The organism is Candidatus Cryosericum hinesii (assembly GCF_003570985.1).
GTDB classification, from domain to species: domain Bacteria; phylum Caldisericota; class Caldisericia; order Cryosericales; family Cryosericaceae; genus Cryosericum; species Cryosericum hinesii.
This window is the reverse complement of record NZ_QXIW01000029.1, coordinates 47,816-73,022: the sequence shown is the minus strand read 5'-3', so window position 1 is coordinate 73,022 and position 25,207 is coordinate 47,816. Positions and strand designations below refer to the sequence as shown.

The 25,207-nt window shown below is 56.5% G+C and carries 22 protein-coding genes; 1 reads left to right on the top strand and 21 read right to left on the bottom strand.

Annotated features, from left to right (window positions below):
• Positions 1–13: 13 nt before the first annotated feature.
• The 15 genes from SMC3_RS06400 to SMC3_RS06325 all read right to left on the bottom strand — a co-directional run bounded on the left by SMC3_RS06400 (position 14) and on the right by SMC3_RS06325 (position 14,456).
• A complete protein-coding gene (locus tag SMC3_RS06400) occupies positions 14–241 on the bottom strand; it encodes a hypothetical protein (protein ID WP_119087924.1) in 228 nt (75 codons plus the stop codon).
• 151 nt (positions 242–392) lie between these two features.
• Entirely contained in the window at positions 393–1,175 is a 783-nt protein-coding gene (locus tag SMC3_RS06395; RefSeq protein ID WP_119087923.1) for a sugar isomerase domain-containing protein, read from the bottom strand.
• Positions 1,176–1,209: 34 nt separating this feature from the next.
• Positions 1,210–2,043: an HAD-IIB family hydrolase gene (locus tag SMC3_RS06390; RefSeq protein ID WP_119087922.1), complete on the bottom strand. Its 834-nt coding sequence runs from the start codon at positions 2,041–2,043 to the stop codon at positions 1,210–1,212.
• 14 nt (positions 2,044–2,057) lie between these two features.
• Positions 2,058–2,894: a Cof-type HAD-IIB family hydrolase gene (locus SMC3_RS06385; RefSeq protein ID WP_165846631.1), complete on the bottom strand. Its 837-nt coding sequence runs from the start codon at positions 2,892–2,894 to the stop codon at positions 2,058–2,060.
• 4 nt (positions 2,895–2,898) lie between these two features.
• A complete protein-coding gene (nagA, locus tag SMC3_RS06380; protein ID WP_207799703.1) occupies positions 2,899–4,050 on the bottom strand; it encodes an N-acetylglucosamine-6-phosphate deacetylase in 1,152 nt (383 codons plus the stop codon).
• Positions 4,051–4,099: 49 nt separating this feature from the next.
• Positions 4,100–5,233, bottom strand: a complete 1,134-nt coding sequence (locus tag SMC3_RS09285) for a Gfo/Idh/MocA family protein (RefSeq protein ID WP_165846630.1) — start codon at positions 5,231–5,233, stop codon at positions 4,100–4,102.
• Between the two features lie 4 nt (positions 5,234–5,237).
• Positions 5,238–5,939, bottom strand: a complete 702-nt coding sequence (locus SMC3_RS06365) for an SIS domain-containing protein (protein ID WP_119087919.1) — start codon at positions 5,937–5,939, stop codon at positions 5,238–5,240.
• A 47-nt stretch (positions 5,940–5,986) separates the two neighbouring features.
• Positions 5,987–6,478: a PTS system mannose/fructose/N-acetylgalactosamine-transporter subunit IIB gene (locus tag SMC3_RS06360; RefSeq protein ID WP_119087918.1), complete on the bottom strand. Its 492-nt coding sequence runs from the start codon at positions 6,476–6,478 to the stop codon at positions 5,987–5,989.
• Positions 6,479–6,487: 9 nt separating this feature from the next.
• Entirely contained in the window at positions 6,488–6,940 is a 453-nt protein-coding gene (locus tag SMC3_RS06355; protein WP_119087917.1) for a PTS sugar transporter subunit IIA, read from the bottom strand.
• 67 nt (positions 6,941–7,007) lie between these two features.
• On the bottom strand, positions 7,008–8,621 hold the full coding sequence (locus tag SMC3_RS06350; RefSeq protein WP_119089941.1) for a PTS system mannose/fructose/sorbose family transporter subunit IID: 1,614 nt from the start codon (positions 8,619–8,621) through the stop codon (positions 7,008–7,010).
• 263 nt (positions 8,622–8,884) lie between these two features.
• Positions 8,885–9,967 (bottom strand): SIS domain-containing protein, encoded by a 1,083-nt coding sequence (locus SMC3_RS06345; RefSeq protein WP_165846629.1) that lies wholly within the window; start codon positions 9,965–9,967, stop codon positions 8,885–8,887.
• A gap of 13 nt (positions 9,968–9,980) precedes the next feature.
• On the bottom strand, positions 9,981–11,273 hold the full coding sequence (locus SMC3_RS06340) for a neutral/alkaline non-lysosomal ceramidase N-terminal domain-containing protein (protein ID WP_119087915.1): 1,293 nt from the start codon (positions 11,271–11,273) through the stop codon (positions 9,981–9,983).
• A gap of 42 nt (positions 11,274–11,315) precedes the next feature.
• Complete coding sequence (locus SMC3_RS06335) at positions 11,316–11,597, bottom strand: hypothetical protein (protein WP_119087914.1); 282 nt, start codon at positions 11,595–11,597, stop codon at positions 11,316–11,318.
• 353 nt (positions 11,598–11,950) lie between these two features.
• Positions 11,951–12,856 (bottom strand): Gfo/Idh/MocA family protein, encoded by a 906-nt coding sequence (locus tag SMC3_RS06330; protein ID WP_119087913.1) that lies wholly within the window; start codon positions 12,854–12,856, stop codon positions 11,951–11,953.
• Positions 12,857–12,968: 112 nt separating this feature from the next.
• Positions 12,969–14,456: a stalk domain-containing protein gene (locus SMC3_RS06325; protein ID WP_165846628.1), complete on the bottom strand. Its 1,488-nt coding sequence runs from the start codon at positions 14,454–14,456 to the stop codon at positions 12,969–12,971.
• A 273-nt stretch (positions 14,457–14,729) separates the two neighbouring features.
• Between SMC3_RS06325 and SMC3_RS06320 the strand changes: the two genes are divergently transcribed.
• On the top strand, positions 14,730–17,588 hold the full coding sequence (locus SMC3_RS06320) for an ATP-binding protein (protein ID WP_207799702.1): 2,859 nt from the start codon (positions 14,730–14,732) through the stop codon (positions 17,586–17,588).
• Here the strand turns inward: SMC3_RS06320 and SMC3_RS06315 are convergent.
• The 6 genes from SMC3_RS06315 to SMC3_RS09620 form a co-directional block, all read right to left on the bottom strand.
• A complete protein-coding gene (locus SMC3_RS06315) occupies positions 17,528–18,850 on the bottom strand; it encodes an MFS transporter (RefSeq protein WP_119087909.1) in 1,323 nt (440 codons plus the stop codon). The genes SMC3_RS06320 and SMC3_RS06315 overlap by 61 nt on opposite strands.
• 72 nt (positions 18,851–18,922) lie before the next feature.
• A complete protein-coding gene (locus SMC3_RS06310) occupies positions 18,923–20,200 on the bottom strand; it encodes an Nramp family divalent metal transporter (RefSeq protein ID WP_119087908.1) in 1,278 nt (425 codons plus the stop codon).
• Between the two features lie 9 nt (positions 20,201–20,209).
• Positions 20,210–21,433 carry a magnesium transporter gene (locus SMC3_RS06305; protein ID WP_119087907.1) on the bottom strand — a complete coding sequence of 408 codons (1,224 nt, stop codon included), beginning with the start codon at positions 21,431–21,433 and terminating at the stop codon, positions 20,210–20,212.
• A 119-nt stretch (positions 21,434–21,552) separates the two neighbouring features.
• The gene (locus SMC3_RS06300) at positions 21,553–23,025 is read right to left on the bottom strand and encodes an MATE family efflux transporter (protein WP_119087906.1); all 1,473 of its coding nucleotides are present in this window, start codon (positions 23,023–23,025) and stop codon (positions 21,553–21,555) included.
• Positions 23,026–23,035: 10 nt separating this feature from the next.
• Complete coding sequence (locus tag SMC3_RS06295) at positions 23,036–24,496, bottom strand: MATE family efflux transporter (RefSeq protein ID WP_119087905.1); 1,461 nt, start codon at positions 24,494–24,496, stop codon at positions 23,036–23,038.
• 500 nt (positions 24,497–24,996) lie between these two features.
• The coding region (locus tag SMC3_RS09620; protein ID WP_207799701.1) for a hypothetical protein at positions 24,997–25,207 on the bottom strand (211 nt) is incomplete at its 5' end.

The window sequence follows — 25,207 nt, the reverse complement described above, 5'->3', positions numbered from 1 at the left end:
TGGCAAGACAACTTCAGGAACAGCAACCTCGAGATTGACTCCACAGGCCCACGAGTGCGCGGTGCAGAAATGAAGAAGGCGCAAGTCCTGGTTTTGTCCCGGGCTTCCGCCATTTCATCTTGGACACCATCCACTGCTTCTGCTGCTTCTGAAGGTGCCGGATCTTCGCTGGTTTGCTCCGTGTCCGGCGGTTCTTCTCGATGGGCCGCGTGGCCTTCTTCATCATGCTGTCTTCGTTCATGAGCCACCTCCTGATTGTCAATGCTCGTGCGAATGAAGCCCTAACAATGTATCGGAGGGAAATTGGATGTCAAGTTCCATGCGTGAAGGACGGCCGTAAGCAGACAACACTCACGGCCGGGGTCCCTTCGATTGCGAATTCCAAAACCTGTCTAGTCTGCGAGGCCCTCTCTGGTACGCAACTGCATACGGACCTGTCGCTCGCTGAACTTGCGAGCGAAGTCAGAAGCAACGCGCGCATTCTCAAGCGCACCCGCTTTGTCATCATTGTTGCTGCTGTGCAAAATGCCAGGAGTGACACCTCTCTTCGCCAGCAATTCCATGACCTCGACCATCATGCTATCGACCAGCACTGCCCCCGCGATTGTCGAGCCAGGACCGGCCTTGGCTGGACTGCCTTCGATAGAAACCAGAGCGTCACCTGGTTCGCCACACGTATCCAGAACAAGGTCGGCTACCTCGAAAAGCCTCTTTCCCGATGGATGCCGGGATGGAGTCCCCTTCGAATGCGCAACATTGGTCACGGCGATGACGTGCAGCCCCATCTTCTTGCCCTCCATGGCCATCTCAACAGGAACGGCATTACGGCCGGAGTTGGAGATGACAACCAGTACATCGCCCTCTTCAACCGGCGAGTTGGTCAGGTAGACATGGGCAAGGCCGGGCAGACGTTCGAGATATGTTGCCTGTGTCTCATTGATGTGTACCATAAGCTCAGTTTCCAGGATGCCCTGTGCTTGGATGAGACCGCCGGCACGGCTCATCATCTCTTCGGCAATCATGTGAGAATGTCCCGTTCCAAAGCCAAACAGCATTCCACCGTTCTGAACGCTGTCTGCCACTATGCGAGCGGCTTCCAGTATGTTGTTCATTTGCGTCTCTTCAATACGGTCGATCATAGATCTCACTGCCTGAATATACGTTGTTGCTGCCATGTCATTCCTCCTGAATCAGATGTTGTCCGTCGTCTCAGACTCCAAACTCGCCTGCGGCGAACCTCTCCAGCGCCACCGCCGCGCCCTGTTCATTGTTCGACGGTACCACGAACCTCGCCAGAGATCGTGTCTGCTCGTCGGCATTTGCGACTGCAACCGAGACCAGAGCTGTTGCAAACATACTTCGGTCTGCCTCGCAGTCACCCACGGCCATCACGTGGGAACTCTCGAGCCCAAGATAGTCGATCAGCCAGCGAAGTGCGGCACCCTTGCTGACGCCTGCGTCCATGATGTTGACGAAGTTCCTGTCAGCCTTGACCACGTTCGCCCGGGGTCCCAGGCTTTCCACGACGAGGTCCCTGACAGCATCTGTATTCCCAGGCAGGCATATGATAGAGATTTTCCGCACTCCATCTGTTGCGATCTCGCTTGCCGCTGGAACATAGCGCAAGTGACTGGTGTACCAGCTGGACCCCCACTCGTCGACAAAACTGGGCGCGCCCGCGTTGCGGAACACCTGTGGATCGCCCCGACCATACAGAATCATGTTCACAGGAATGTCTATCGAGCGCACCGTCTCCACTGACCCGAGGAGAACCTCTGGAGATATGACTCGCTCCATGAGGATGTGTCCGCTCTGCGGATCGACGACTATTGCCCCCTGTTCCGCGATGACGGGAACTGAGAGCCATGCCAGCTGCTGAACGTATGGTGCGATGCGTTCAAGATCACGCCCGGATGCAACTGTACACGCAAGCCCGGGAACGCTGACAGCTCGCAAGCGTGCCGCCGTCTCATCGGAAATGGCCGACCGGTCGTCAAGAAGTGTCCGATCGAGATCAAAGACCGCAAGTTTTCGAATATGCATCCAGGACCTCTGGTTCAGGCGTGATACTCGCCGCTCACAAATCGCTGAACCGCGGCAACGACGCCGCGTTCATCGTTCGACGGAGCCACGTACCGAGCCATACGAATCACCTGGGGATCGCCGTTCGCCATGGCTACGGAAACGCCTGCCACCTTGAACATGCTGGCGTCCGACTCATTGTCACCCAGAACCATGATGTTCTTCATCTCCACGCCAAGCATGGAGGACAACGTTGAGACAGCGCTGCCTTTGCTGACACCTGCCCCCATGACGTCGATACAGTTTATGTCAGCTTTCACAACCGTCGCAGTGACCCCAAGTACGTGCTCGAGGTCCAACTCGAGGGCATCCGTCTCTTCCAGGCGACACCGGATGGCAAGCTTGCGATAGCCCTCCATATCGTGAGTCTTCCAGACCCCAATATCCTCAAAACGCGAATTCAGCTCCGCATATGGCGTGTTCTGCAGGAAGAAGGGTGCGGCGGCATTCTTGTAGAGCACGACGTCCTTGCCTTTCAACAGAAAAAAGTTGAAATCGTATGAGCTACGTTGCAGAAGGTCGAGGACTTCTCCTATGACAGAACCTGCGAGATTCCACTCAGCAATAATGTGCCCATCAAACGGATCCTGGATAACGGCGCCAGTCTCACTGATGATCGGTACGTGGATGATCCCCAGCTGCTCAACAAACCGCATAATCGAGAACTGTTCCCGGCCGGAACAGATGGTGAATTCCATCCCGGGGACCAGGGCAGCCCTCAATTCAGCAATCGTTTCTTCGGTGATGAGCGAATGGCTGTCCAGCAGCGTCCCATCAAGGTCGCAAGCAATAAGCTTCTGGATTGCCGCCACGGCCCTACGCGCTGTAGACCACGCTGCCCTCGCAGATCGTGGAAGAGACATGAAGGTCGGGGGTCAGGATAACAATGTCCGCAACGGCTCCCGGTCGAATAATACCTCGATCGGTCAAACCAATGGAGCGGGCAGGGTTCTGACCTGCAGCGCGGAAAGCACTCGCAAGGTCAAGGCCGCCGATGTTGACCACGTTGCGGACGGCCCGATCGAGCGTCAGAATGGAACCCGCAAGGCGCCCACCAGGAAGCCGTACTGAGGTTTCGTCCACCATCACCTTCCGTCCATCGAAATTGAACTCGCCCTGGATGCCGAGTCCGACAGCCAGGACAGAATCAGAAATAAGCACGAGTCGATCCTTGAGATACCGGCTCACCAGTGCAATCGTGGCAGGATGAGTGTGCACGCCGTCAGCTATGAATTGAAGATAGACATCGTAGAGGAACGCAGCACCCACAGGACCTGGTTCGCGATGTAGCAATGGTCGCATCACATTAAAGAGATGATTCATAGATGTGGCGCCAGCGGCGATCCCCGCAACAGCATGCTCAAAATCCGTATCTGTGTGCCCAATGGAGACATGCACGCCCCGGCTGACAAGATACTCGATGACCGGGATCGCCCCCTCACGCTCAGGTGCCACGGCCATCAGCGTGACGGGTCCACTGTCAAGCAGTGCTTCGGCATTCGCAATGGTCGGTATCTCGAAATCCTCGGGATTCATGGCCCCTGGCATTTTTTCATTCAGGAATGGTCCCTCCAGATGCCACCCCAGAGGTCTCGCTCCCTCGACGGTTGCCAACTTGGGACTCAAAGTTGTCATGACGTGCTGGAGAGTGGCAATGCGCGCGCCCACGGTCGTCGGCAGAAATGACGTGACGCCGGCATGTGGCAGGCCTGTCGCCATACACTCGAGAGCTTCGCTGCTCGCTTCCATGATGTCGTGCCCGCCGTACCCGTGAATATGGACGTCAATGAAGCCGGGGGCAACAAGGAGGCCCGTCGCATCGAGAACTTCAATTCCAGAAGGTTGCTCTGTGAGAGTGTGTTTGATCCGGCCAGCCTCAATTTCGATCCAGAACGTACCCCGCAGTTCATCGGGTGTAAAAAGGCGGTCGGTCTTGATGACATAGTGCGAAGATGCCGGTATGTTCATGGTCTTCTCCTTTCGAATACAGCAGGACATGAAAGAACCCTGGCTCCGGTCAGGACACCTGGGGACGTTGCACATCAACCCGGTTGCCAGTGTCGGCGGATTGATAGCAGGCATCGACTACGCGATGTGTCCAGCCAGCCTCCGCAAGAGTCGGGCGGGCCGCGAACCTAACATCGCCGCCTGTACAACCGTCCAGAAATGTATAGATGCTTGCAGCATGCATGTCACACATGAGTCCCATCGACATTTTCGAACTTGGAAACGCAGTCTTCAGGTAGGTTACCCACGGATCGTCCAGAACGACGTCCTGCGTGACGTCACGCGAAGCCGCATCCATGACGACCGCTCGCCCACGCTGAAGGTCAACTGTCACTGAACCCTTCGTTCCAAAGACCTCAAAGGCAAAGGTTCCTTCACGTCCGGCATGTACCCGCGAAACCTCAATCGTTCCCGTGCTGCCATTCACCAGGTCTGCCGTGACCAGTGCCCAGTCGTCCACATCGACGCGGGACATTCCATCTGGGGCTCCCATACGGGGACGCTCGCCAACAACTGTTCTGGTTACGCAGCGCACGGCTTCGAATTCGCCGGCGACCATGCGCACGGCATCGACCATATGAAGACCCAGGTCGACAAGCGCGCCACCACCAGATTCCTTGCGACTCAAGCGCCACGTCATTGCTCGCTGAGTGTTGAGATAACTGGCATGCAGCAGGACAGCCCTCCATGTCACGACATTGCCGATGACGCCCGCTCGAACAATCGCGCGCGCAGCTGCCATAGCAGGAAGGAAACGGTACACGAGGGCAGTCTGGTTCAGGACGCCTGTATTGTCTGCCTTCCGGGCCAGTTCAAGTGTAAGCTCGCCGCTCAGGTCCACCGGTTTCTCACAGTAGACAGGGACATGTACCGCGACTGCCGCCTCAACAAGAGGGTGATGTGAGGCGTTTGGGGTGCACACGTCCAGCATGTCGATCTGGGCACACGTCGAAGATACGGATTCATAAGGGAGGGCTCGAGAAAACTCGAACCGATCAGCTTCATTCGGGTGTGACGTATAGATTGTGTCAAACATGACTCGCGCCGGAACTTCTGCGTACATCGCTGGCAGTGCCCGATAACACATCCAGTGGATGCGGCCGATGAAACCAGTCCCCGCAAGGCCAAGTCGAACCGGCCGCATATTCTCAGACACGGTACAGACGGTCTGCGTACTTGGCTGTGTACTGCTTGTTGAATTCAGGGCCCCCGTCCACATTGGCGCTCATGAACACCGGTGGAACATAACCAGCCTCCAGCATCTCGCGGATAGCGAAGACCATAGTCTGATCGACCAGGATGTCCGAACTGATGCTCGACGTTCCGGCGATCTTGGTGGGAAGACCCGGAAGTTCGATAGTAGCATCTCCTTCGACACTGTGATTGTCCAGGATGACATCTGCAAGTTGCCACAGCATCTTGCCGCTCGAATGGCGCGACGTACTGTGTTTGCCGACTTCGAGAGCGGTGACGGCAATGACCGGTACGCCGATCGACCGTGCAACCATTGCCATCTCGATAATCAGAGGATTCCGACCCGAGTTGCTGATGATGAACAGACAATCGTTCTTCTGGATATCCCACATCTCGGCGAATGTCGTTCCCACGCCTTCGATGCGTTCATAATGGCCGCCCGATAGTTCCTTGACCTGTTTGGATGGAATAAGGCCGCCCGCCCGCCCGCAAATCTCGATGGCAACAGATGCAGAATGCCCGCTGCCAAAAGCCTGCAGGATTCCACCGCTCATGATACTCTGCGCAACAATGTGACCTGCCTTGCGCATGTTGCCCTCTTCCTGCTTCAGGACAGGAATCAGCTCCTCGATCTTGTCAAAGAATTCCAGTGCCATTCCGACCTCCCAACTCGTATCCATTTTTTCTGCCGACAACGATCCGTCTACAGCAAACCCTTCTTTCGGAGAAGTTCGACCAGATCCAGCGCACGGTCATTGCCGCTGCGCTGGGGAGTAATCTTGTAGCCCATGTCCCCAATAGCCTTGAATGCCTCTGCATCCTCTGTCGTCACAGCTATCCATGGAAGAACCATCACATATTTGGTTCCCTGGACAGGAGCCTGATTACCGACATTGATGCTCTTCGGCTTGAATCCACCCTGCATAAGTGCCAGTGCACCCTGCGCATTGCGCGCAATAATGAGGACACTCTCGTGGGCAGGATCCATGGAAGAAAGCAATTTCAAACCGTCAGCAATGGTGACGACCGAAGTTGGGAGTCCACGCGCTGCCTGTGGCAGCACAATGCGCTGAATCGGATCGGCTGCGACCTTGTCGTCGGCAACAATAATACGCTTGGCGCCATAGTAGCTGCACCAAGTTACGGTAACCTGTCCATGAATAAGGCGATTGTCAATGTGTAGAAAGAATGCCATGATTCGCTCCTATCGAGTTGAAGATGGTGCTACACCGGTATCGTTGTGCCCCGGACTATTGTTCAATGCTTGACGCATTATTGCACTCAAACTCTGAATAGACTCCTTGCCTGCATTCATGGCCATTTCTGCAACGTCGGCCAGTACCATGTCACCCCGGACAGCCAGAATCTCAAGGATCATTGGCAGGTTCACGCCTGTAATGATCTCTACACGGTCGGTGACGAGGTACGCCGCGGCATTGGAAGGAGACGCTCCCAGCATATCCACGAACAACAGCGAGCCCGAACCCGTGTCCGTTTTGTCAATACCCGTCTGAATGCGTTCCTTGAGTCCATCGATACTGTCTCCTTCACGAAGCGCTACAGTCTCGAACTGTTCCTGGGGTCCTGCAATAAGTGTGACAGCACTTGCAATGCCATCAGCAAGCTCTCCGTGAGTAACAACGACGATTCCAATCATGATGGATTCCTTTCCAATCCCGGGTTGCCTACGCAGCCCGGGATGACGTTTCGGTATGAAACTACGATTACAGAATCTTGAAAGCTCCCAGAATGATACCGGCAACAACCAGAAGAAGCAGAACCTGAAGGTTGGTCCAATGCTTCTTCTTCAGCAGCCAGTAGACACAGAACACAAGAGCCAATGGCAACATATACGGAAGAATCTTGTCGAAGGAATCCTGGATCTTGATGGATTGGACGACATCTTTGCCCTCAATCATGACATGCTTGGTGATCTCGAGAGGAGTCTTCACTCCCGCCAGAATGCTCGGGATAAATCCACCCATGATGAACAGAGCCGCTGTGCTGGCCATGTCGGTGATTCGGGTGATAGCGCCGCTGCTGACTTGCCGTACAAGACCGAGGCCCTGCCTGTAGCCAAGCCAGAAGCCAGGGAACGTGAGGAAGAACCAGAAGAAGCCAAGGAACAGCATGAGCCAGGCACCGCTGGCATGGCCCTGGAGGGCTAGCGACGCCGCAAACACGGCGAAGATAGGCTTCATCAGAATAGCCATGACGGTGTCGCCGATACCTGCAAAGGGACCCATCAGGGAAACCTTCAGGCTGTCGCCCACCTCGGGTTGCCTCTTTTCCTCAAGAGCACAGTCGGCACCGAAAATTGTCGGCGAACCGATAGCAGGGTTGGTGTTATAGAATACCATATGACGCTTGAGAGCTGTAAAGTATTCGTCCTTCTTCGGATACACCTTCTTGAGGATGGGCGCAATGGACCAAGCATAGCCAAGAGCCTGCATGCGCTCATAGTTCCAGGAAAGCTGCAGAGTCAGATTGTGCCGCCACATGGCGTTGACGAGATCACCGCGGGTGACAGGACTCTTAATTCCGTCGACTTTCACAGCAGCAGCTTCTTCAGCCTGCTGTTCACCAGCCTCGACCGGCTTGAGCGAGAAGTAGATGATGACCACCGCCAAGGCAGCGAGCGCGATACCAAGAAGTGGAACATTCAGGTACGCGAACATGACAAAGCCCAGAACGAAGAATGACCACCACTTCTCGATGGGCAGGAAGGTCAACAGGATGCCAAAACCGAGAGCCGGCAGGATATGGCCCATGGTACCCAGGCCGCGGGTCAGCCACGTCGGGATGTTGTTGATAAGGGATTGAATGGGCCCTGAGCCGAGCCACACAGCAAAGAAGACAGGAATAGCACGAGAGAGACCCCATGGAAGCTGACCCCACAGGTGCCAACGTGAGAAAGCAGCATCGTCCTGTTTCTCCACGGCACGATCCGCTCCATGGATAAAGACGGTCGTCAGCGAACGACCGACGATGTCGAGTTGAGTCATAAATAGTGAAACAGGGACTGCGACAAGCATGCCGGCTGCCATTGCCTCTGTCGGGGCTAACTTGGACAGTGCAGCGAATGCTGTTCCAACGATAGCGCCCGTCGTGTAGTCGGGGGTCGTCGCACCGCCATATGTCCATAGGCCGAGCGACATCAGTTCCAAGGTACCACCAATGGCCAGACCCAGAGGTATGTTTCCGACAACAGCTCCAACAAAGAACCCGCTAACAATCGGGTCATTGAGTAACCAACTTGGACCCAGGTTGGCAATCATCGCCACGTACGACCAGATCGCCAGAATCAGTGAAATTCCAAAACCGTAGCTCGCAGTCATAGACCAAACCTCCTCACTAAGATACCTTCCTACCTCCAAGAGAATGTTCGCCAGCTTTTCACATCTCATTCATCGAAGCCCGGGAAGCGCTTGCGCGCTACTGTGCTCCACGATCACCTCCCACTCAGGTGGCTTTCACGCAACAACAGACAGCTGCAATCGATTGCAACCCCTTATGGCCAGAATCATGAAAGCAATAACGCAACCTATTGTGGTGTAGTCCACGGGATTTGCAATAGAGATATCGATTTCTGTGTTGGGGTTCAGGGATGCAGGGTGTCCGCATCTGGATTGCCTGCACGACGTTCGTCGTCCTGGACGAGACTGATCTTGTGGAGAAAACGGGGTTTGTCGGGGTTCAGCTTACGTGCAATCGAGAGGCTGTAGGCAAACAGTTGTGTGAATAGAGCGTTCTCCAATGGATAAACAGTCGGGTCCGCATGGGGGATACGAAACGCAATGTCACCGTACTGCAAGGCTCTGTCACTGTCGGAGACCACCAGCACATGAGCACGCGTCGACTTGATACGCTCCAGAACTGCTATGTTGAGGTCCAGACATGCATCGTTCGGAGCAAACATGATGACAGGCAGGTCTGGATTGAGGACAGCCAGCGGCCCATGGATAAGGTCAACCGAGGAGAGACCCTGCGCATTGATATAGCACGTCTCCTTCAGCTTCAGGGCGCCCTCCAGGGCATTCGCGTAGCAATAACCTGTGCCCAGCACGACAAAGTCATCGGTGAACGTGTAGCGCAGTGCCTGCTGACGCACTTCTTCTTCTCGCTCAACGATGCCTCCCAGACACTCGAGGACGGTACCGATGTCAAAGGTGTCGCCCCGGATGGCATGGACCAGAAGCAGGAGTGCTGCCAGTGATGCAGTAAAGGTCTTCGTAGCAGCAACACTCTTTTCGGGTCCCGCCCGCAGAAACAGCGAATTAGGAGCTACTGTCCGATCAAGAGTGCTGCCCTGGACATTCATGACGCCGACTGTGAAGGTGCCGTCTTTGACGGCTTGCTCCGCAACCCTGCAAACATCTTCCGTCTCGCCCGACTGCGAAATGGCGATGACTGCACCGCGCCGCATGCGTGGAGGCAGACCGTAGTTCGTGTACAGTGACCCAAGCGCCAGAGCCACGGGAATTCGCAGGAGCGATTCGATAAGATACTGGCCGTACATGCAGGCATGATCCGACGTTCCACGTCCTGATTCAATGACAACGTCAGGATCAATGGCGGCAAACCGCTGCCCGATTCCCTCAATCGACGGCCCTTCCTCGTGCCCAAGGCGCTCGAGAACTGAGACCGTCTCACGCACTTCCTGGATCATCAGCCGCTGTTCCACTGGTCCCTCCTTGTCACACCAAGAGTGCGCGCAGCCCGTTGATGGCAGTATCCCGCAATCGTTCACCCTCGCCTTTGGCGATGAATGTCGTGAACGCCTCATAGCCACCCTCGTCATATGCTGCTGCATCGGGGATATATCCCATATAGTCTCCACAGTACCCTGCGACCAGTACAACATGGTCTGGAAATGCAGCTCGAATGTCATTCCCCAAGCTGGAAAACAGCTCTCCGGGAATCCCGGCCACGAGTATGTCACCAAATCGAACCAGCGACAGACGTGAGTCGATGTATTCCACGCTACCTGCACTGTCGGCTATCTTGGCCGCAAACGTCAGTCCCTCGATAGCCGATTCCAGGGGTCTCAGATTCCGCACCTGCTTCAACCGAGCTACTTCCAACTTCTTTCGGGCGTCAGCAATGCTGCGCTCAAGGTTCTGCGCCGAGGGGAACTTCCTGGCTTTGAGCCTCAGGGGAACTTCGACAGCCCGCACCGTAAACGGCCCCTTCATCGGCTCCAGCACATCCAGACTTGCAGCAACACTCTCGGCTACGATGGTACCAATACGCTCCACCTCGGCAAAGTCGGAACTCTGCCGATAGAAGCGCGTACTCATGTCGCCGGCAGCCCCATTGAGGAACACGGGCATTGTGACAAAGGGCTCAAAGAGAGGCATGATGCTGGCGGCGAACCCCGGGAAGTCCGCGCTGTACAAGCGGTTCTCCTCATGAAGAACAGTGGGGTGGCAGTCAAGGTTGTAGACCACTGCGCATCGTGTAGTTGTTTCCACTTCCAGCACGCGCATCTGCACCGGCTCTGTGGTGCGAACGCGTCGATTGCCACAGATCGGCTGTTGCATGTTCGTTATGCCGCTATTGATAGTGCCTTCGCGAGCCCACCTGCAAGCTTTTCTGGCAGCGGTGGCACATCCTGCGACCGTCCGCTCGAACAGCCTCTCGTTAAAAGCCCCAAACACCTGGGTGTCTTTCGCCGCTCCCGGCAAGGCGACCCGTCCGAGTCCCGAAGGTCCGGAATGCGTATGAATAGCCGCAACCAGACAACAGACGGCAGGTACACCGGTCTCCTGCTCCACCCGTCTCCGTACCTCGTCCACGAACTGTCGGTCTACCTCGAGTGTGTCCACGACGATGAGCATCATGCGGTTCTCGGGCCCGTCTGCCAGATACACTGCCCTGGCCATAAGGTCGTCATGAACGCCCTCGGCAATACGCTTGCCAAGAAATCCACCCATCTGCAACCCCACACGAGGGGTGATGACGGCGCTTCCACATCCAGTCTCAAGCATCGCAACAAGGCACTGTACAATTCATGATTGAGTTGAGATTCTTTACTGCGCTCGCGGCACACGCCTCGAAGAACGCCAAGTCCGCCACGCGGGTATCACACGGAGGATGACATACGACACGAAACCGATGGCGCTCACAACGTACCCTGGAATCCTTGCCTCGGGTACCATGGACAGAAGGGCTCCTGCCATCACGACCAGCACGGCCATGAACAGACGCTTCGCGGCATTGTCCATCGTCGACCAGGTCTGTCGCGTACGGGGCTCCGAATTGTGCCAACCATTTCGCACCGGCGCACCGGTCTTGTTCTTGTGTTCACCCATTTCTGGTTCCTCCGCAGTCAACAACCATTGCGAGTTGACCAATCTGTCAGGAATACGATACTATCGTAGTCCAAATTGGTCAAAAGCAAGGGAGTCGAGCTGCTTCATCTCAATTCCGTACGATGAAGGGGAGGTAGCCATGATGCTGACATGCTTGTGTGAGTATGTGGGAAAGGAGCAGCGTCATGGCGTTATCAATGTAAGAGTAACAGCATGTTGGGAGAGGTTGCCCTGTGCTCCCTCCGTGGCCCAGACAACGAAAGCATGTGTACGTAAGTTCCAAATAATCACATTGACAACCGTAATCCTGACCGCTCCACGAAGATAGAGATCACTTCAATCTGCGCGAGTATTTACACGGCGTCTAACTCCCTGACGATTTGTTCGCAAAATACGTGGGTCAGCAGGGAGTCCTCCGCAGTCAGGGAGAACGGCAGTCCTTGGACTATGGCACTGAGGAAACAGTCGATGATTTGTGCGAATCCGCGGCGAACGAGGATGGGCTCCCAATCGCCGGAGCGAACTCTCTTTTCCTCTCCGTTGTACGAGTGGACGCTTTCCACGAGATCATCGACTTGCCATTTGTTCCCGGAGGCAATGACTTCAAGTCGCTCTTCGGTTTTTCCGCTGTTTCGGTTCATGATTCCGATAGCAGTAAAGCGCGGGCCGGACCACTCGACAATAGCTTGTTCCAGGAGACCATCTTTCTTGTGACCTGATACGCGGATGTCCTGGGGCGTGCCAGGAGACAAGAACCGTAAGGTATCCACGACATGAATGAAGTCATCGAAAATGAAGGTCCGCGCTGTTTCAGGGGGGCCGACACGGTTCTTCTGCATGAAGATCAGAGATTTGTCGGGGACGGTGCGCAGCTGACTGTAAAAGGGAGCAAAGCGCCGGTTAAAGCCTACCATGAGAAGGCATTGGCGGCGTGCAGCCAACTCAACAAGATCCCGAGCTTCCTTCAGAGAATAGGCAAGGGGTTTGTCAACGTAGACGTGGATACCGCTGTCCAGCAAGCGCTGCACGATCTGAAAGTGAGCTTCGGTAGCCGCATGGACAAATGCCGCTTGAATGCCCGTGTGAATCAATTCCTCTACCGATCCCACCTTCTGAGGTATGCGATATTGCCGACTAATTCGATCAAGCGTTTGGGAATTGCGGGTCGCCAAGACAATATCCAAGTCACCTCTTGCGGCCAATATGGGGAGATAGGCCTTTTGAGCGATAGTTCCCAGTCCGATCACACCTACTTTCATTGGGTTCCTCCGCAGTCGATAACCATTGCAAGTTGACTAGTCTGTCTGCAATACGATACCATTCTCGCCCAAACTGGTCAAAAGCAAGGGAATACGGTCTGGCTCTCCGTTGCTACATCGATGGGACGCACAGCACGTTTGTCAGTGCTCGAGTTCCCTTGATGATGTACTGTCCCTTGTAGTAGAGGGTCGTTGAGCTTCCGCCGTCAAGCGTCACCACGTTTGTGAAGAGTCCGAGCCGGGACAGCGCGAGGCTGACGTCGCCGAACTGCAGGCGCACCTTCGCCGGCGTCACGATGAAATACAGATGCTTCTGGTCATCCATGCCAATGAACGCACGGGAACCAAGCTTGGCGGTGCGACTGATGTCCTTGTACTTCCGATAGTCGACGTATGGCTTGCCTCCGAGCACGACGACCGGTCCACACTGCACAAACGTAGAACCAGTGCAATCACGCGTACCCACGTAGGAGCGCAAGTCTGCTCCGGGCGACATTCGCAGAGCCGCGGCGGTGGCAGGGTTCCGTGCATACAGTGCTATCTGTCCCGCGGCCAGCGTCCGCGGCGTGAAGTACTTGCCACAAATGAGTCGAACGACCTTGCCTTGCTGAAGCACCACCAGGGCTTCAGTCGCGCCGACGGAGAAGCCGCCGGTGTAGTAGTTAGAGTACAGAGAAAGCGATAGTGATGATGGTGCCGCCGGGGACTGGTTGATGCGAGCCACGGAAAGCTCCTTGCCCGTGGTCAGCCGCACAACCACGTGAGCCGTCCCTTCGACATAGAAAGGGGTGTTGTCCGCGTCAATACCAATCGTCGAGACATACGTTCCCGAGTAATAGACAGGTGTGCCCTGATCCTGCACCGACCCACTCATGATGTAGCTCGTCATGTTAAAGGGTGTCGCGTTCATGAGCACAAGCGGCTTCAGGCTGCTTACGTACGTGGATGGAAAGCGAGCGGTTCCCAGACCACCTGTGGACTGGCAGCTCAGAACGTGGATTCCTTTGCCCGACATGTCGATACGGATGATATTAAAGTCCACTGTCTGCATGAACACCTGTTCGCGTCGAGTCTCAAAAGTGACAGCGTTAACATCGACAGGCCCCACCACTACTGGATCCGGGGTAACCCAGGTGAACACCGACTGGCCGTCGACTAAACCGCGCGAATACTGTACAGAGAGCAGTAGCTGCACATCAGCAGCAGCGACCAGCACTTCGCCAAGCAACCCTCGCGGCGTAACGGAGAGTCCAACGGCGTGACCGTCCACGAGAGCCTCGAGACTGCCTGGAGTCACGCATATCATGTGATCGGCGCTCGAAAGAGTAACAGCCGCGCTCTGGGGCACTGGCGACACGCCAAAACCGAACTGCCTCGCGACAAACTCGATCGGGACGAGTGTCTGCTGAGACACCTGGTCGATCATCGGGGGGACAAGCATGGTTATCGTGCGACCATCTACAACTGCCCGTGCACTGCCCGTCGTAAGGACGACCATCGTGCTCCGGGCGCATACAGCCGGCACCGGTGCACACAAGAGTATCAGTGTTACGACACCACACAACGCTTTTCGAGACAAGACCCTGAGCTTATGTACCATTTCACAACACCTCCAACACAAATATAGTATATACGCATATTTTAGACGGCCGAGCTTCTCTACTTGTTCCATATCCCCACTTGTCAGAACTTCCCTCCTCAAATTGAGTCGCTCAACACGCCGCAGGATAGCCGCACACGCCAGATTTCAGCTTTACAGAAGAAGTTTACGGGATATCATGCATATATGCTGACAGTAGGTAGAACGGGGACGGTAACCTCGGTGAATACTGGTCGTTCTGGGTGCCGGGGAGTATTTCCAGCACACCAGGTCATGCGCAGCGCAGTCGGGTTTGCTATCATCGCAGTCCTGCTTCTCATACCAATATCCCGGGTCCGTGCCTCCACTCCAGTCTCATCACCTCCCCAGCTGGTGGTCGCTGCGAACATCTACGAACCCTTTGCGTTTCAGCGTGACGACCATCTCGTCGGATTCGATGTCGATCTTGTGAATCTCATTGCCTCGCTCAACGGCTGGAGCGTCCGATACGAAACGACAACCTTTGCGGACGAATTGCAGCGTGTCCAGAACGGCACTGTGGACCTGGGCATCGGGTCGATCTTCTGGACAAGTGACCGCGCTTCCCATTACGCCTTCACCAGTTCCTACCTGAACTCCGGCCTTGTCCTGGTCACGCCGGTTGGCAGCGCAATCCACAACCCACGCGATCTTGGAGGCCATCGTGTTGCCGTCAAGACAGGAACGGTTTCAGACGACTATGTGACTAGCCTGGACGATCGCTACGGGCAGCTGCAGGTCCAGCGTTACGCATCACCGGAAGAGGTGCTCGCTGCGCTCGCAGACGGTCAGGCTGACGTCGCCGTTCATGATCACGTCAATGCTCACTTTCTCATCGACGACCGTTATCAGGGAATCCTCGTCATCCAGAACGGAGACCTGTTTACGCCTTTCCTTACCGGCCGCCGCCCCGTGGCATTCCCAGCAGCCCGGAATATGCTCCCATTACTGTCTCAGTTCAATGCGACACTGGCGGAAGTGCGGCGCAGCGGCCTGCTGGCACAACTGGAAACGAAATGGTTTGGAACCACGATTTCCTTCTACACTGACACCAATCGGTTGAGAACAACGTTGCTGGTGCTGGGAGGCATCGCGGTCGTTTTGTTCGCGATCTACCTGCTTGCCTCGCGTGAACGCGCGGCGCGCGGCGCTCGTGACCGGGCCGCTTACTATCAGCAACTGTTTGCTGCAGTCCCGGAACCGGCTCTGCTTGTCGACGACGCTGACGGACAGCTGCGCATCGAGGCCGTCAACGGAGCTCTGTGCACTCTGCTTGCTCGAAAAGACTCTGACCTGCTTGGCGCCACACTGGGGTCCATCATGTTCATCGGACAGGCGGATGTGTCGAAAACCCTGACGTCTCTGGAGGACCGAAGTCTGACGTCAGCACGGTGGCAGTTTGTCGCATCCGACAGGACCCTCATCCCTGTCGAAGTCATGACATCGAACCTGCCGACTCCCAGCAAGCGCGTGCTCATCGTTGCCCGTGACCTGCGGGATCAGCTCAAAGCCGAACAGACCGTTCGCACAGCGTACCAGCAGTACCACGCTTTGTTCGACGAAGCTCCCGATCCCATTCTGATCATCAGCGACCACGTCATTACACAGGCAAACACCGCCGCAGGGCGAGTGCTTGCTACGACAACCGAACAGTTGACAGGAAAGATCATCCCCAATATCAGTCCCGCCATGCAGCCCGACGGCCGTCCATCTGCTGACGCCATGCGCACGTTCGAAGATCAGGCCCTTGCCGGACAGGCACAACGGTTTGACTGGACCTTCGTCACCCACGACGGCCGTCAAGTCATCTGTGAGGCTTCCCTGCAGTCCATACCATCTGCCGGGGCTTCCATTGTCCAGGGAATCTTCCGGGATGTCACAGAACAGCGACTCACAGAGGAGCGAACCCGGCAGCTGGAAAAAGAGCTCTTGCAGTCACAGAAGATGGAAGCCGTCGGCAGACTCGCAGGGGGGATCGCACACGATTTCAACAACCTCATGGGCGGGATCATGGGGCATGCGTCGCTGCTCAGGGTCGACGCAATGCAAGGGACTGATCTCTACCGGGGGCTGGACACCATTGAACGCGCTGCGAGGCGTGCCGCTGACCTGACACACCGATTGCTGTCCTTCTCGCGCAACGGCACACCAACCATCGCCGACGTCGATATGGGCGAGGTCCTGGCGGATACGCTCTCGATCGCCATGCCGGGCTTTGACAAACGCACTGTCCTGGTACAGAGCATCTCTCCAGATCTGGCATACGTTCCCGGTGACCGAACACAGCTGGAAGAGGTCATCCTGAACCTGGTCATCAATGCCCGCGATGCCATGGGACACCACGACGGCACACTCACGGTCGACGCCTGCAACGTCATCATCGACGAATCCTTCTGCGTCAGCCACGATGTTCCTGTCCTACCAAACGGCAATTACCTGCAAATAAGGGTGTCAGACACCGGTTGCGGTCTATCACCTGAAGCCAGGGACCACCTGTTCGAACCGTTCTTTACGACGCGGCCTGAAGGAACCGGGTTGGGACTGTCCATCGTCTGGCGTGTCGTGCACGACCACGGGGGAACCATCACGGTGGCTTCAGTGCCAAACCAGGGAACGACGTTCACGCTGTACCTTCCGGCCATTTCCCGGGCCGAAGCACAGGGAAGGGCTCGCCAGACGCCCGTCTCCGGGTCACTGCCACGGTCTGCCCGAGGAGAATCGGTGCTCATCGTGGATGACGAAGATGTTGTCCGCAGTGTTGCCGTCAAAGTCCTCTCGGGTCTCGGATATCACGTCATCGATACCGCAGATCCAGTGAACGCGCTCGCTATCTACAAGGATTCATGGCTATCCATCGACCTTGTCCTGGTCGACATGATGATGCCGCACATGAATGGCAAGGACTTGTTCGAGAAGCTTCGTGAGATCAATCCGTCGGTGGCTGCAATCCTGATGTCCGGCTATGATGCGACTGACACTCCTTTCGCCAGTACGGGATTCGTGGCCTTCATCCCGAAACCCTACACGCTTCAGGAACTGGCCACACGCGTGCGTCAGTCTTTGTCCACTCCGGCCGCCCGGGCGTCCAACCCGTCGGAGGAACCGACCGTCTGAGAACCACCTCCAGCGGATGAGTCAGCCACGGCGAATGTTCGCAGGCCCCGGAAGGTGCGGGGGGTAACGAAGGCCAGCATCGCCCCCAGGAACACGACGCCAATGACCCCGCTGACGAAGAAGCCCTTATTGGCACCGAGGGCATCGCAGATCTTACCCGCATAGAGCGCACCGATGGGGGTCGAACCCACGAAAACGAGGTTGTAGGCAGCCATAACGCGGCCACGCATGCGGTCGGGCGACTGCATCTGGAGGGCCGTGTTACACATCGTCGACAAAGCCGCCATGCCGAATCCACAGAAGACCAGCAGCAAGCCGGTCAAGTAAAAATTCCGCTGTATTCCGACGAGGATCATCGCAACCGCCAGGATGAACCCCGAACCATAAATGTAGGCAGGAGTCGGTTCCAGGCGTGTTCCACCGAGAGACATGAGTACCCCGGCGGCGAGTGCGCCTACTCCCATTGCCGACATCAGTCCCCCGTAGCCATCTGCCTGTAGACCAAGAGTCAGTTTGGCAAAACTGGGAATGGTAATGTTGAAATTGAGCAGGAACAGGCTGATCACACCTGCTATTACCAAGAGGCTTATGATTACTTGATTCCGGGCAATGTACTGCGTGCCCTCGCGGACTTCCTGGGCATAGCTCCCCATCTTGCTCTTGGTCGGCTTACGGCCAGCTTTCATCAGGAGAAGACTGATGATGACGGCTATGAAACTGACCGAGTTCAGAGCAAATGTCCAGGGAATGCCCACGATAGCGATCAGGACCCCGCCGATGCCAGGACCGATAACACGGGCGATGTTGAACATGGTGCTATTGAGCGCAACAGCATTGACGACGGCAGACCTGTCGTTCACCTGTTCGCCAACAAACGCTTGTCTGGTCGGCCAGTCGATAGCACTGATAATGCCTGTGACGGCGGCAATAACCAGCACGTGCCAGTACTGCGCATGACCCCCGAACGTCACGACAGCCAGAGCAGCGGCGGCCAGCGCATACATGATCTGCGTAAACAACAGGATCGAGCGCTTTGGAAAACGATCGATGATCGGTCCAATGAATACCGAGAGAATCAGAGACGGGAGAAACTGGATGCTGGTCAGAACCCCAAGCTTGAGGGGTGAGTTTGTCAGTTTGAGAACCAGCCAGGACTGCCCGGTGTTCTGGAGCCACGTACCGACAAGAGATATGCTCTGGCCCGCAAACCAGAGCCGGTAGTCTTTGGACTCAAAAGCCGGCAGCCGCTTTCGAATGTTCACTCAGTCTCTTCCTTTCGCTAACCGAATTATCTGATAGCTACAGTCTACTCTCGTTGTTGTAGAATCAAGAACCTAGTTCCTCACCATCTGGAGCACGGTCTGAACCGTCAGCGTTGCCGCCAGGATGATCATGACGATCGCCTGCGCCCATACCGCGATGTTCTTGCCTCGGCTGTTGACGTATTCACCCATCAATGACTTGTCATTGATCAGCTTCAGCATGAGGACGAGTATCAGAGGAAGCAGAACACCGTTCGCCGCCTGCGAAAACAGCATGATGCCGATGAGCTTGCTCTCCGGTACGAACATGATCGTTCCTGCACCCAGAACGATAAGAGCCGTATACAGACCATAGAAGAGAGGGGCCTCGCGAAATGACTTTCCGACCCCCGACTCCCAGCCAAATGCTTCGGCCACGGAATACGCCGTCGAGAGAGGAAGGACGCCAGCGGCCATGATCGAGGCGTTGATCAAGCCGACCGCAAAGAGAATCGACGCGTATTTTCCCGCGAGTGGCGCCAGTGCGCCTGCCGCTTCTGCCGCAGTATTGACCCGGACGCCCGCAACAAACAGAGTACTCGCGCATGCGACGACGATGAAAAAGGAGACGAAGTTGGTGAGGAAACTGCCAATATAGGTATCCAGGACCTCATAGCGGTAGTGCTTCAGGTCGATCGCCTTCTCCGCGACCGAAGACTGCTGATAGAATTGCATCCAGGGCGCAATCGTGGTTCCTATCGTCGCGATGAACAGCGAGATGAACTCGGGGTTCATCTGAAACGTCGGAACGACAGTGGATCTGGCAACGACCCCCCAGTTGGGATGTGCCATGAAAGCACTGATGACATAGGTCAAAAACAGGATGCAGAACACGAGTAGAACCTTCTCCACAGCGCGATATGAACCCTTGACGACCAGAAGCCAGACGAAAAATGCAACCACAGGAATGACGAGGAAACGGTTCAGGCCCAGGATCGAGCTGGCTCCCGCTACTCCAGCAAATTCTCCCATGGTATTAGTCAGGTTGGTAAACACCAGCAGCAGCATGACGACCATGGTCAAGCGAATACCGAACCGTTCACGGATCAGGTCTGCCAGTCCCTTGCCAGTGACGACGCCCATGCGGGCGGACATCTCCTGGATCATGGCCAACGTGAATGTAATCAGCAGGAGCATCCACAACATGGAGTACCCGAACCTGGCACCGATGACGCTGTAGGTGGTAATGCCCCCTGCATCGTTGTCAACGTTGCCCGTAATGATCCCGGGTCCAAGAATGGCGAGCATGATGGGCAATGTCAGCGCGAAACGCCGAACCTTGCCCCTGACGCGCTCCCAGATCCGTGCCATGGCGCCAGGCTAGTCCATGGCCTGGTCGAGAACGTCATCGACCGTGACAATCCCTTGCAGGACGCCCTCGTGATCAACAACCGGCAGCGCGAGGTAGCTGTACTTGCCGATGATCTCGGTCACTTTCCCCTTCGGATCGTCCACAAACACCGAAACGGTGCGTTTCTGCATGATGTCAGCCACGTTTGTACCGGGCTGCGCGACAATCAGCGCCCGCAGCGACAAGATCCCCGCCAGATGCCCGTCATCGTCAGTTACGTACAGATAATAGATGGTTTCTGTGTCTGGAGCCTCGCGACGGAGAAGCTCGATGACCTGCTCGGCCGACATCTCCTGTCTAATCTCGAGATAGTCATTGGTCATGAGGCCCCCGGCCGTATCCTCGTCATAGGCCAGCAGCTCACGAACGTCCTCACGTTCTTCCGGCTCCATTTCCTGAAGCATCGCCTCCTGCGTTTCAGCCCGCGTGTCCTGCAGGATATCCGCAGCGTCATCTGGGTCCATTTCCTCCAGAATGTCGGCTGCGCGGGCCACACCGAGCCGTTCCAGGATAGTGACCTTGACTTTGTCGTCCTCCAGTTCAGCCAGCGTATCGGCTGCCTGCTCGTCGTTCAGCGCTTTGAACAGAGCGTCGCGCTCATTAAAATCCAGGTCGTCCACGATGTCCGCCAAATCCGAAGGGTGCAGTTTCGAGAGCTCTTTCCACGTCGCCCTCACCTGCACGCTACGAACATCACGCCCGAGGGGCTCTACAAAGCTCCATGGAATCGAGTTCTCGCCAATCTTGTGATGACGTCCCCGTTCAACGATATGGATGAGCCATGCGAACCCAGCCCTGCGCATGAAGCTCCGGAACCCGGCATCGGCCGCTATGACACGTAGCTGCCCGTGACTTTCCGCCAGCTCGATATCGTTCACACGAACGACCTTGGCTCCGTGGATATCGACAATCTGTTTGTCCAGCACATGGTTGAGCAGCAGCATGGAGGTATCTTCCAGCTTGAAGTTGGGCTGAAGTTCGGCATCAGCGAGTTTGAGAGTACACTCTGTGATGCCCAGGCCGCGCACGTTGTGCCACGCCACGCGCGTCAAGCCCCGCTGCGTCTTGACGAGAACAGCCATGACGACCGGGAATTTCTCGCCAGTCGCCACTTCAAGATCAGCTATCGAGCCAACTACGGCTTGCTTTCGATCCAGAACGCGCATGCCAAGAATGTTACTGAGGTAGAACATTGGCGCCTCCTGGGGCAAGAGAATAGCACAGCGCCTGTATGCTATGCATGATGGCTTCTGGTGTCAAGCGCACGGGTGGAGGCACGACGATCAGCAGGGCGAACGCGGGCACAGACGACCTATGGACGGTCGTCGACCTCAACTCCGGAGATGGACGATATGGCTTCCTCTCCCATCAGGAGAACCTCAGGAAGAGGCAAGTGCCCAATAATGTTGTGGCGCCAGTCGATCGTAAACACAAGAATGAGCGAGAGGAAACCTGCCACCACGTTGCTGACAGTCATACCAATCCAGACGCCACGTGATCCGAATTTAAGGGTCATGGCAAAGAACCATGCCAGCGGCACGCGCAGGCCCCATAGCCGAACCAGGTCCAGAACCATGTTTGGAACGTTGTGCCCTGAGCCCTGGAACGCCGACTGGACACCCATCATGACCCCAAAGAACGGGTTGGCCCAGAGAAAGATCGACATGAAGAGGACGCCTTCGGCGATGATTTCCGGCTGGCTTGGAATGAACGCCCGGAACACCAGGGGCGTAATGAGACGCAGAAGAACGCTCGCAACTGCCATCAGGCCGACGATGGCAGTCGTCCCCTGTCGCACGACGGCTGTGGCCCGTTCCTTCATGCCGGCACCCAGCGCCCGTCCCACCATCGTGGCTATACCCATACCAGCCCCGTCGTTGATGAGAGAGGTGATGCTGAACATCCTGTCACCAATCCCATACGCCGACAATGCCACCGTGGGGTTGGGGACGCGGCCGATGATGCCCGTCAGGACAATGAATCCAAAGGATGTACCGGATGCCCCGACTGAGGCGGGAATTCCGATGCGGAGGATGCGTTTTACCCAGGCAATCTCGGGACGCAGGTCACGCCAAGTCACTCTCAGCTTTCGCCTCCCGGTCATGAGAATCGAGAGCGAGATAACGGCGGACAGGACCTGACACAGGACGGTCGCAAGAGCGGCGCCGGCTACACCCATGTGGGCAAACGGGCCCCACCCGAAGATCATCAGCGGGTCCAGGATGACATTCAGGCCGACGGTGATCGTGTTGATGAGCATCGGCGTAAGTGGATCTCCATAGGCATTCATGATCTGCGCGTACAGGGCCGAGACGAAGATGGCGGGCATCCCGATGAAGATGATCCGCGTATAGCTTATCGCCACTGCCGAAATGGCCCGGTCTGGAGTCAGGACGGGGAGTAGAATCGGCGACAGCACCACACCGATGAACGCCACGACGAATCCAAGCAGGATTGCCAGAGACATGGTCTGACCAGCCGCCTTCTCCGCATGAACCTCGTTGTGCGCTCCCATGAACTGCGAAACGAGAGCGAGACCTGCGGACCCGAATCCGAACGCAAATGCGACGAGGAACCATACAACAGGTCCTGACATCTGAAGCCCGGCGACTGCTACCGCGTTTTCGGTCTTTGGAAGGTGCCCGACCCAGAATGTGTCGGTCATGTTATACACCATGTTGAGCAGCGAGCTTACCATGACGGGCCAGGACAATCGGAACATTGTCGCCACGACTGGACCGTGAAGGATCTCCTCGCGCGTGGGCATCGTCGGACGCCGGCTCATGTCCGTCCCCCTACACCCCGGGCTCGGCCGGAGTCGGAATCAGCTCTGACGTGCCAGTCTCATCGATCGCCCCAGCCAGTGCAGACGTGTGTTCAATGACCTTGTGGTGCCAGTCGACCGTTACAAGAAACACCAGCGCCAGAACAGCCGCAAGGACGTTGCTGACCAGCATACCGGTCCAGATACCGCGCGATCCCATGTGCATGGCAAACCCGAAGAACCATGACAGCGGGACGCGAAGACCCCAGAGACGTACGAGCTGCATGATCATTGGCGGCGTGTTGTGCCCTGAACCCTGGAACGCCGACTGGACTCCGTTGACGATGCCAAAGAACGGAATGGAGGGGAGGAACAGGGACATGAACAGAACGCCTTCGCTGATGATCGCCGGCTGTGTCGGAATGAAGGCTCTGAACAACCATGGCGTGAAAACCCTCAGAAGGGTCCCCTCCCCCACAAGCATGCCAAACATCAATGCAGTGCCAGTCCAAACGACACTGTTGGCTCGTTTCCGCAGGTCCCCGCCCAAAGCATGCCCGACCATCGTCGAGATGGCCAGCGACAGACCATCGATGGCAACGAAACTGATATTGATGAAGCGGTCACCGATGCCATATGCCGAGAGTGCTACTGTAGCGTTGGGCACACGGCCGATGATGCCCGTCAGAACCAGAAACCCGAATGACGTCCCGGAGACGCCAATGGAGGCAGGAAGACCGATCTTGAGAATCCGCCTGTACCAGAACCAGTCCGGAAGAAGGTCGCGCCAGCTGACACGGAGACCATGTCTCCCTCTGAACAGGATGACCAGTGAGATGACTGCGGCGATGGCCTGGCAGATAATGGTGGCCACCGCAGCCCCTGCAACCGTCATGCGCGCAAATGGTCCCCACCCGAAGATCATGAATGGGTCCAGGACAATATTGGCGATGACGGTCGCCAGGTTTACGAGCATGGGCGTAATCGTATCCCCATACGCTGCCATGACCTGGGCATACGCCGCCGCGACGAACTCAAAGGGCATGCCGATGAAGATGATACGCGTGTAGACCGTTCCGGCGCGGGCGACAGCAGGGTCTGAGGTGAGGAGCCTCAGCAGGGCAGGCGAGAAGATGACGCCCGTAACCATGATGAACAGCCCGAAGGCAATCGACAGCGAAAGCGTCTTGGCAGCTGCCGTATTCGCTTCCTCCTTCCGATGAGCGCCCATGTACTGGGACACGAGCGCCAGCCCTCCGGAGTTAAACCCGAAGGCAAATGCCATGAGGAAGAAGATGACCGGGCCGGCTATCTGAAGTCCGGCGACAGCGGAGGCATTCTCCGACACGGGCAAGTGGCCTACCCAGAAGGTATCGGCCATATTATACAGGTAGTGCAGCAGGCTGGAAATCATCAACGGCCATGCCAGCCTGAACATGGTCCGGATGATGGGTCCCTCGAGTATCTCTTTTCTTGATGCGGTTCTTGCCACGGTGTCCTCCAGACGGTCGGGCACGAACCCGTACCTGATTTAGACTTCTATTAGTATACCCTCATTCGTACTACGAACAAGAAATGACACGGATCCCTCATACAGAAGAGAGGCGCCGCATGGCGCCTCTCTTGGTCAACTCAATCTCGATCGAAGCTAGTGGTTGTAGGGCCCGCTCTTGCTTCCCCTGTGATCGCGTGGATCACCGTGCCCTCCGCTGGGACGGTGCACTGAACCAGAACTTCCGCTTGGTCTCGAAGCACCGAAACTCCCACCACGTCTGTCACCCTGGGGGCGTCCGTCTCCACTTGAAGAACGACCAGAAGCACCCGGACGAGGCCCCCCACGGTGCTCGTTCGGACGAGGACCGCCAGTGCTCTCGGTACCGTCCGGACGGACGAAACGCGGCAGTTCGGTCTTCGCCTTGCCATCCCAGATGCTGTAGGAACCGGTAGCCGCCTTCTCATGGCTCACCGGCTTGATGTCGGGAGCATAGCGGCTTACAAACTTGCGATGCGGTTCCTCTGTGCCACGAGGGCCTCTGCGATCAGAAGTACCACCGCGCGGAGAAGACTGAAACCTTCGATTGTCCGCACCTGGACGCCCCGTTCCCCGACTCGTTCCTGGCGTGCCGTCGAGTCGCGGCTCCTCTGTCCTGGGACGGTCAGAGTATGCCCTGTCGGTGCGTGGGCGATCTGAATATGGTCTGTC

Excerpts from the sequence above, each read along its gene's own strand:
- SMC3_RS06350 (WP_119089941.1), bottom strand. The coding sequence starts at position 8,621 with ATGACTGCGAGCTACGGTTTTGGAATTTCACTGATTCTGGCGATCTGG.
- SMC3_RS06360 (WP_119087918.1), bottom strand. The coding sequence starts at position 6,478 with ATGGCATTCTTTCTACACATTGACAATCGCCTTATTCATGGACAGGTT.
- SMC3_RS06340 (WP_119087915.1), bottom strand. The coding sequence starts at position 11,273 with ATGCTTGAGACTGGATGTGGAAGCGCCGTCATCACCCCTCGTGTGGGG.
- SMC3_RS06400 (WP_119087924.1), bottom strand. The coding sequence starts at position 241 with ATGAACGAAGACAGCATGATGAAGAAGGCCACGCGGCCCATCGAGAAG.
- SMC3_RS06390 (WP_119087922.1), bottom strand. The coding sequence starts at position 2,043 with ATGCATATTCGAAAACTTGCGGTCTTTGATCTCGATCGGACACTTCTT.
- SMC3_RS06395 (WP_119087923.1), bottom strand. The coding sequence starts at position 1,175 with ATGGCAGCAACAACGTATATTCAGGCAGTGAGATCTATGATCGACCGT.
- SMC3_RS06325 (WP_165846628.1), bottom strand. The coding sequence starts at position 14,456 with ATGGTACATAAGCTCAGGGTCTTGTCTCGAAAAGCGTTGTGTGGTGTC.
- SMC3_RS06365 (WP_119087919.1), bottom strand. The coding sequence starts at position 5,939 with ATGGCACTGGAATTCTTTGACAAGATCGAGGAGCTGATTCCTGTCCTG.
- SMC3_RS06300 (WP_119087906.1), bottom strand. The coding sequence starts at position 23,025 with ATGAGCCGGCGTCCGACGATGCCCACGCGCGAGGAGATCCTTCACGGT.
- SMC3_RS06330 (WP_119087913.1), bottom strand. The coding sequence starts at position 12,856 with ATGAAAGTAGGTGTGATCGGACTGGGAACTATCGCTCAAAAGGCCTAT.
- SMC3_RS06320 (WP_207799702.1), top strand. The coding sequence starts at position 14,730 with ATGCGCAGCGCAGTCGGGTTTGCTATCATCGCAGTCCTGCTTCTCATA.
- SMC3_RS06335 (WP_119087914.1), bottom strand. The coding sequence starts at position 11,597 with ATGGGTGAACACAAGAACAAGACCGGTGCGCCGGTGCGAAATGGTTGG.
- SMC3_RS06310 (WP_119087908.1), bottom strand. The coding sequence starts at position 20,200 with ATGGCACGGATCTGGGAGCGCGTCAGGGGCAAGGTTCGGCGTTTCGCG.
- SMC3_RS06355 (WP_119087917.1), bottom strand. The coding sequence starts at position 6,940 with ATGATTGGAATCGTCGTTGTTACTCACGGAGAGCTTGCTGATGGCATT.
- SMC3_RS09285 (WP_165846630.1), bottom strand. The coding sequence starts at position 5,233 with ATGCGGCCGGTTCGACTTGGCCTTGCGGGGACTGGTTTCATCGGCCGC.
- nagA (WP_207799703.1), bottom strand. The coding sequence starts at position 4,050 with ATGAACATACCGGCATCTTCGCACTATGTCATCAAGACCGACCGCCTT.
- SMC3_RS06305 (WP_119087907.1), bottom strand. The coding sequence starts at position 21,433 with ATGTTCTACCTCAGTAACATTCTTGGCATGCGCGTTCTGGATCGAAAG.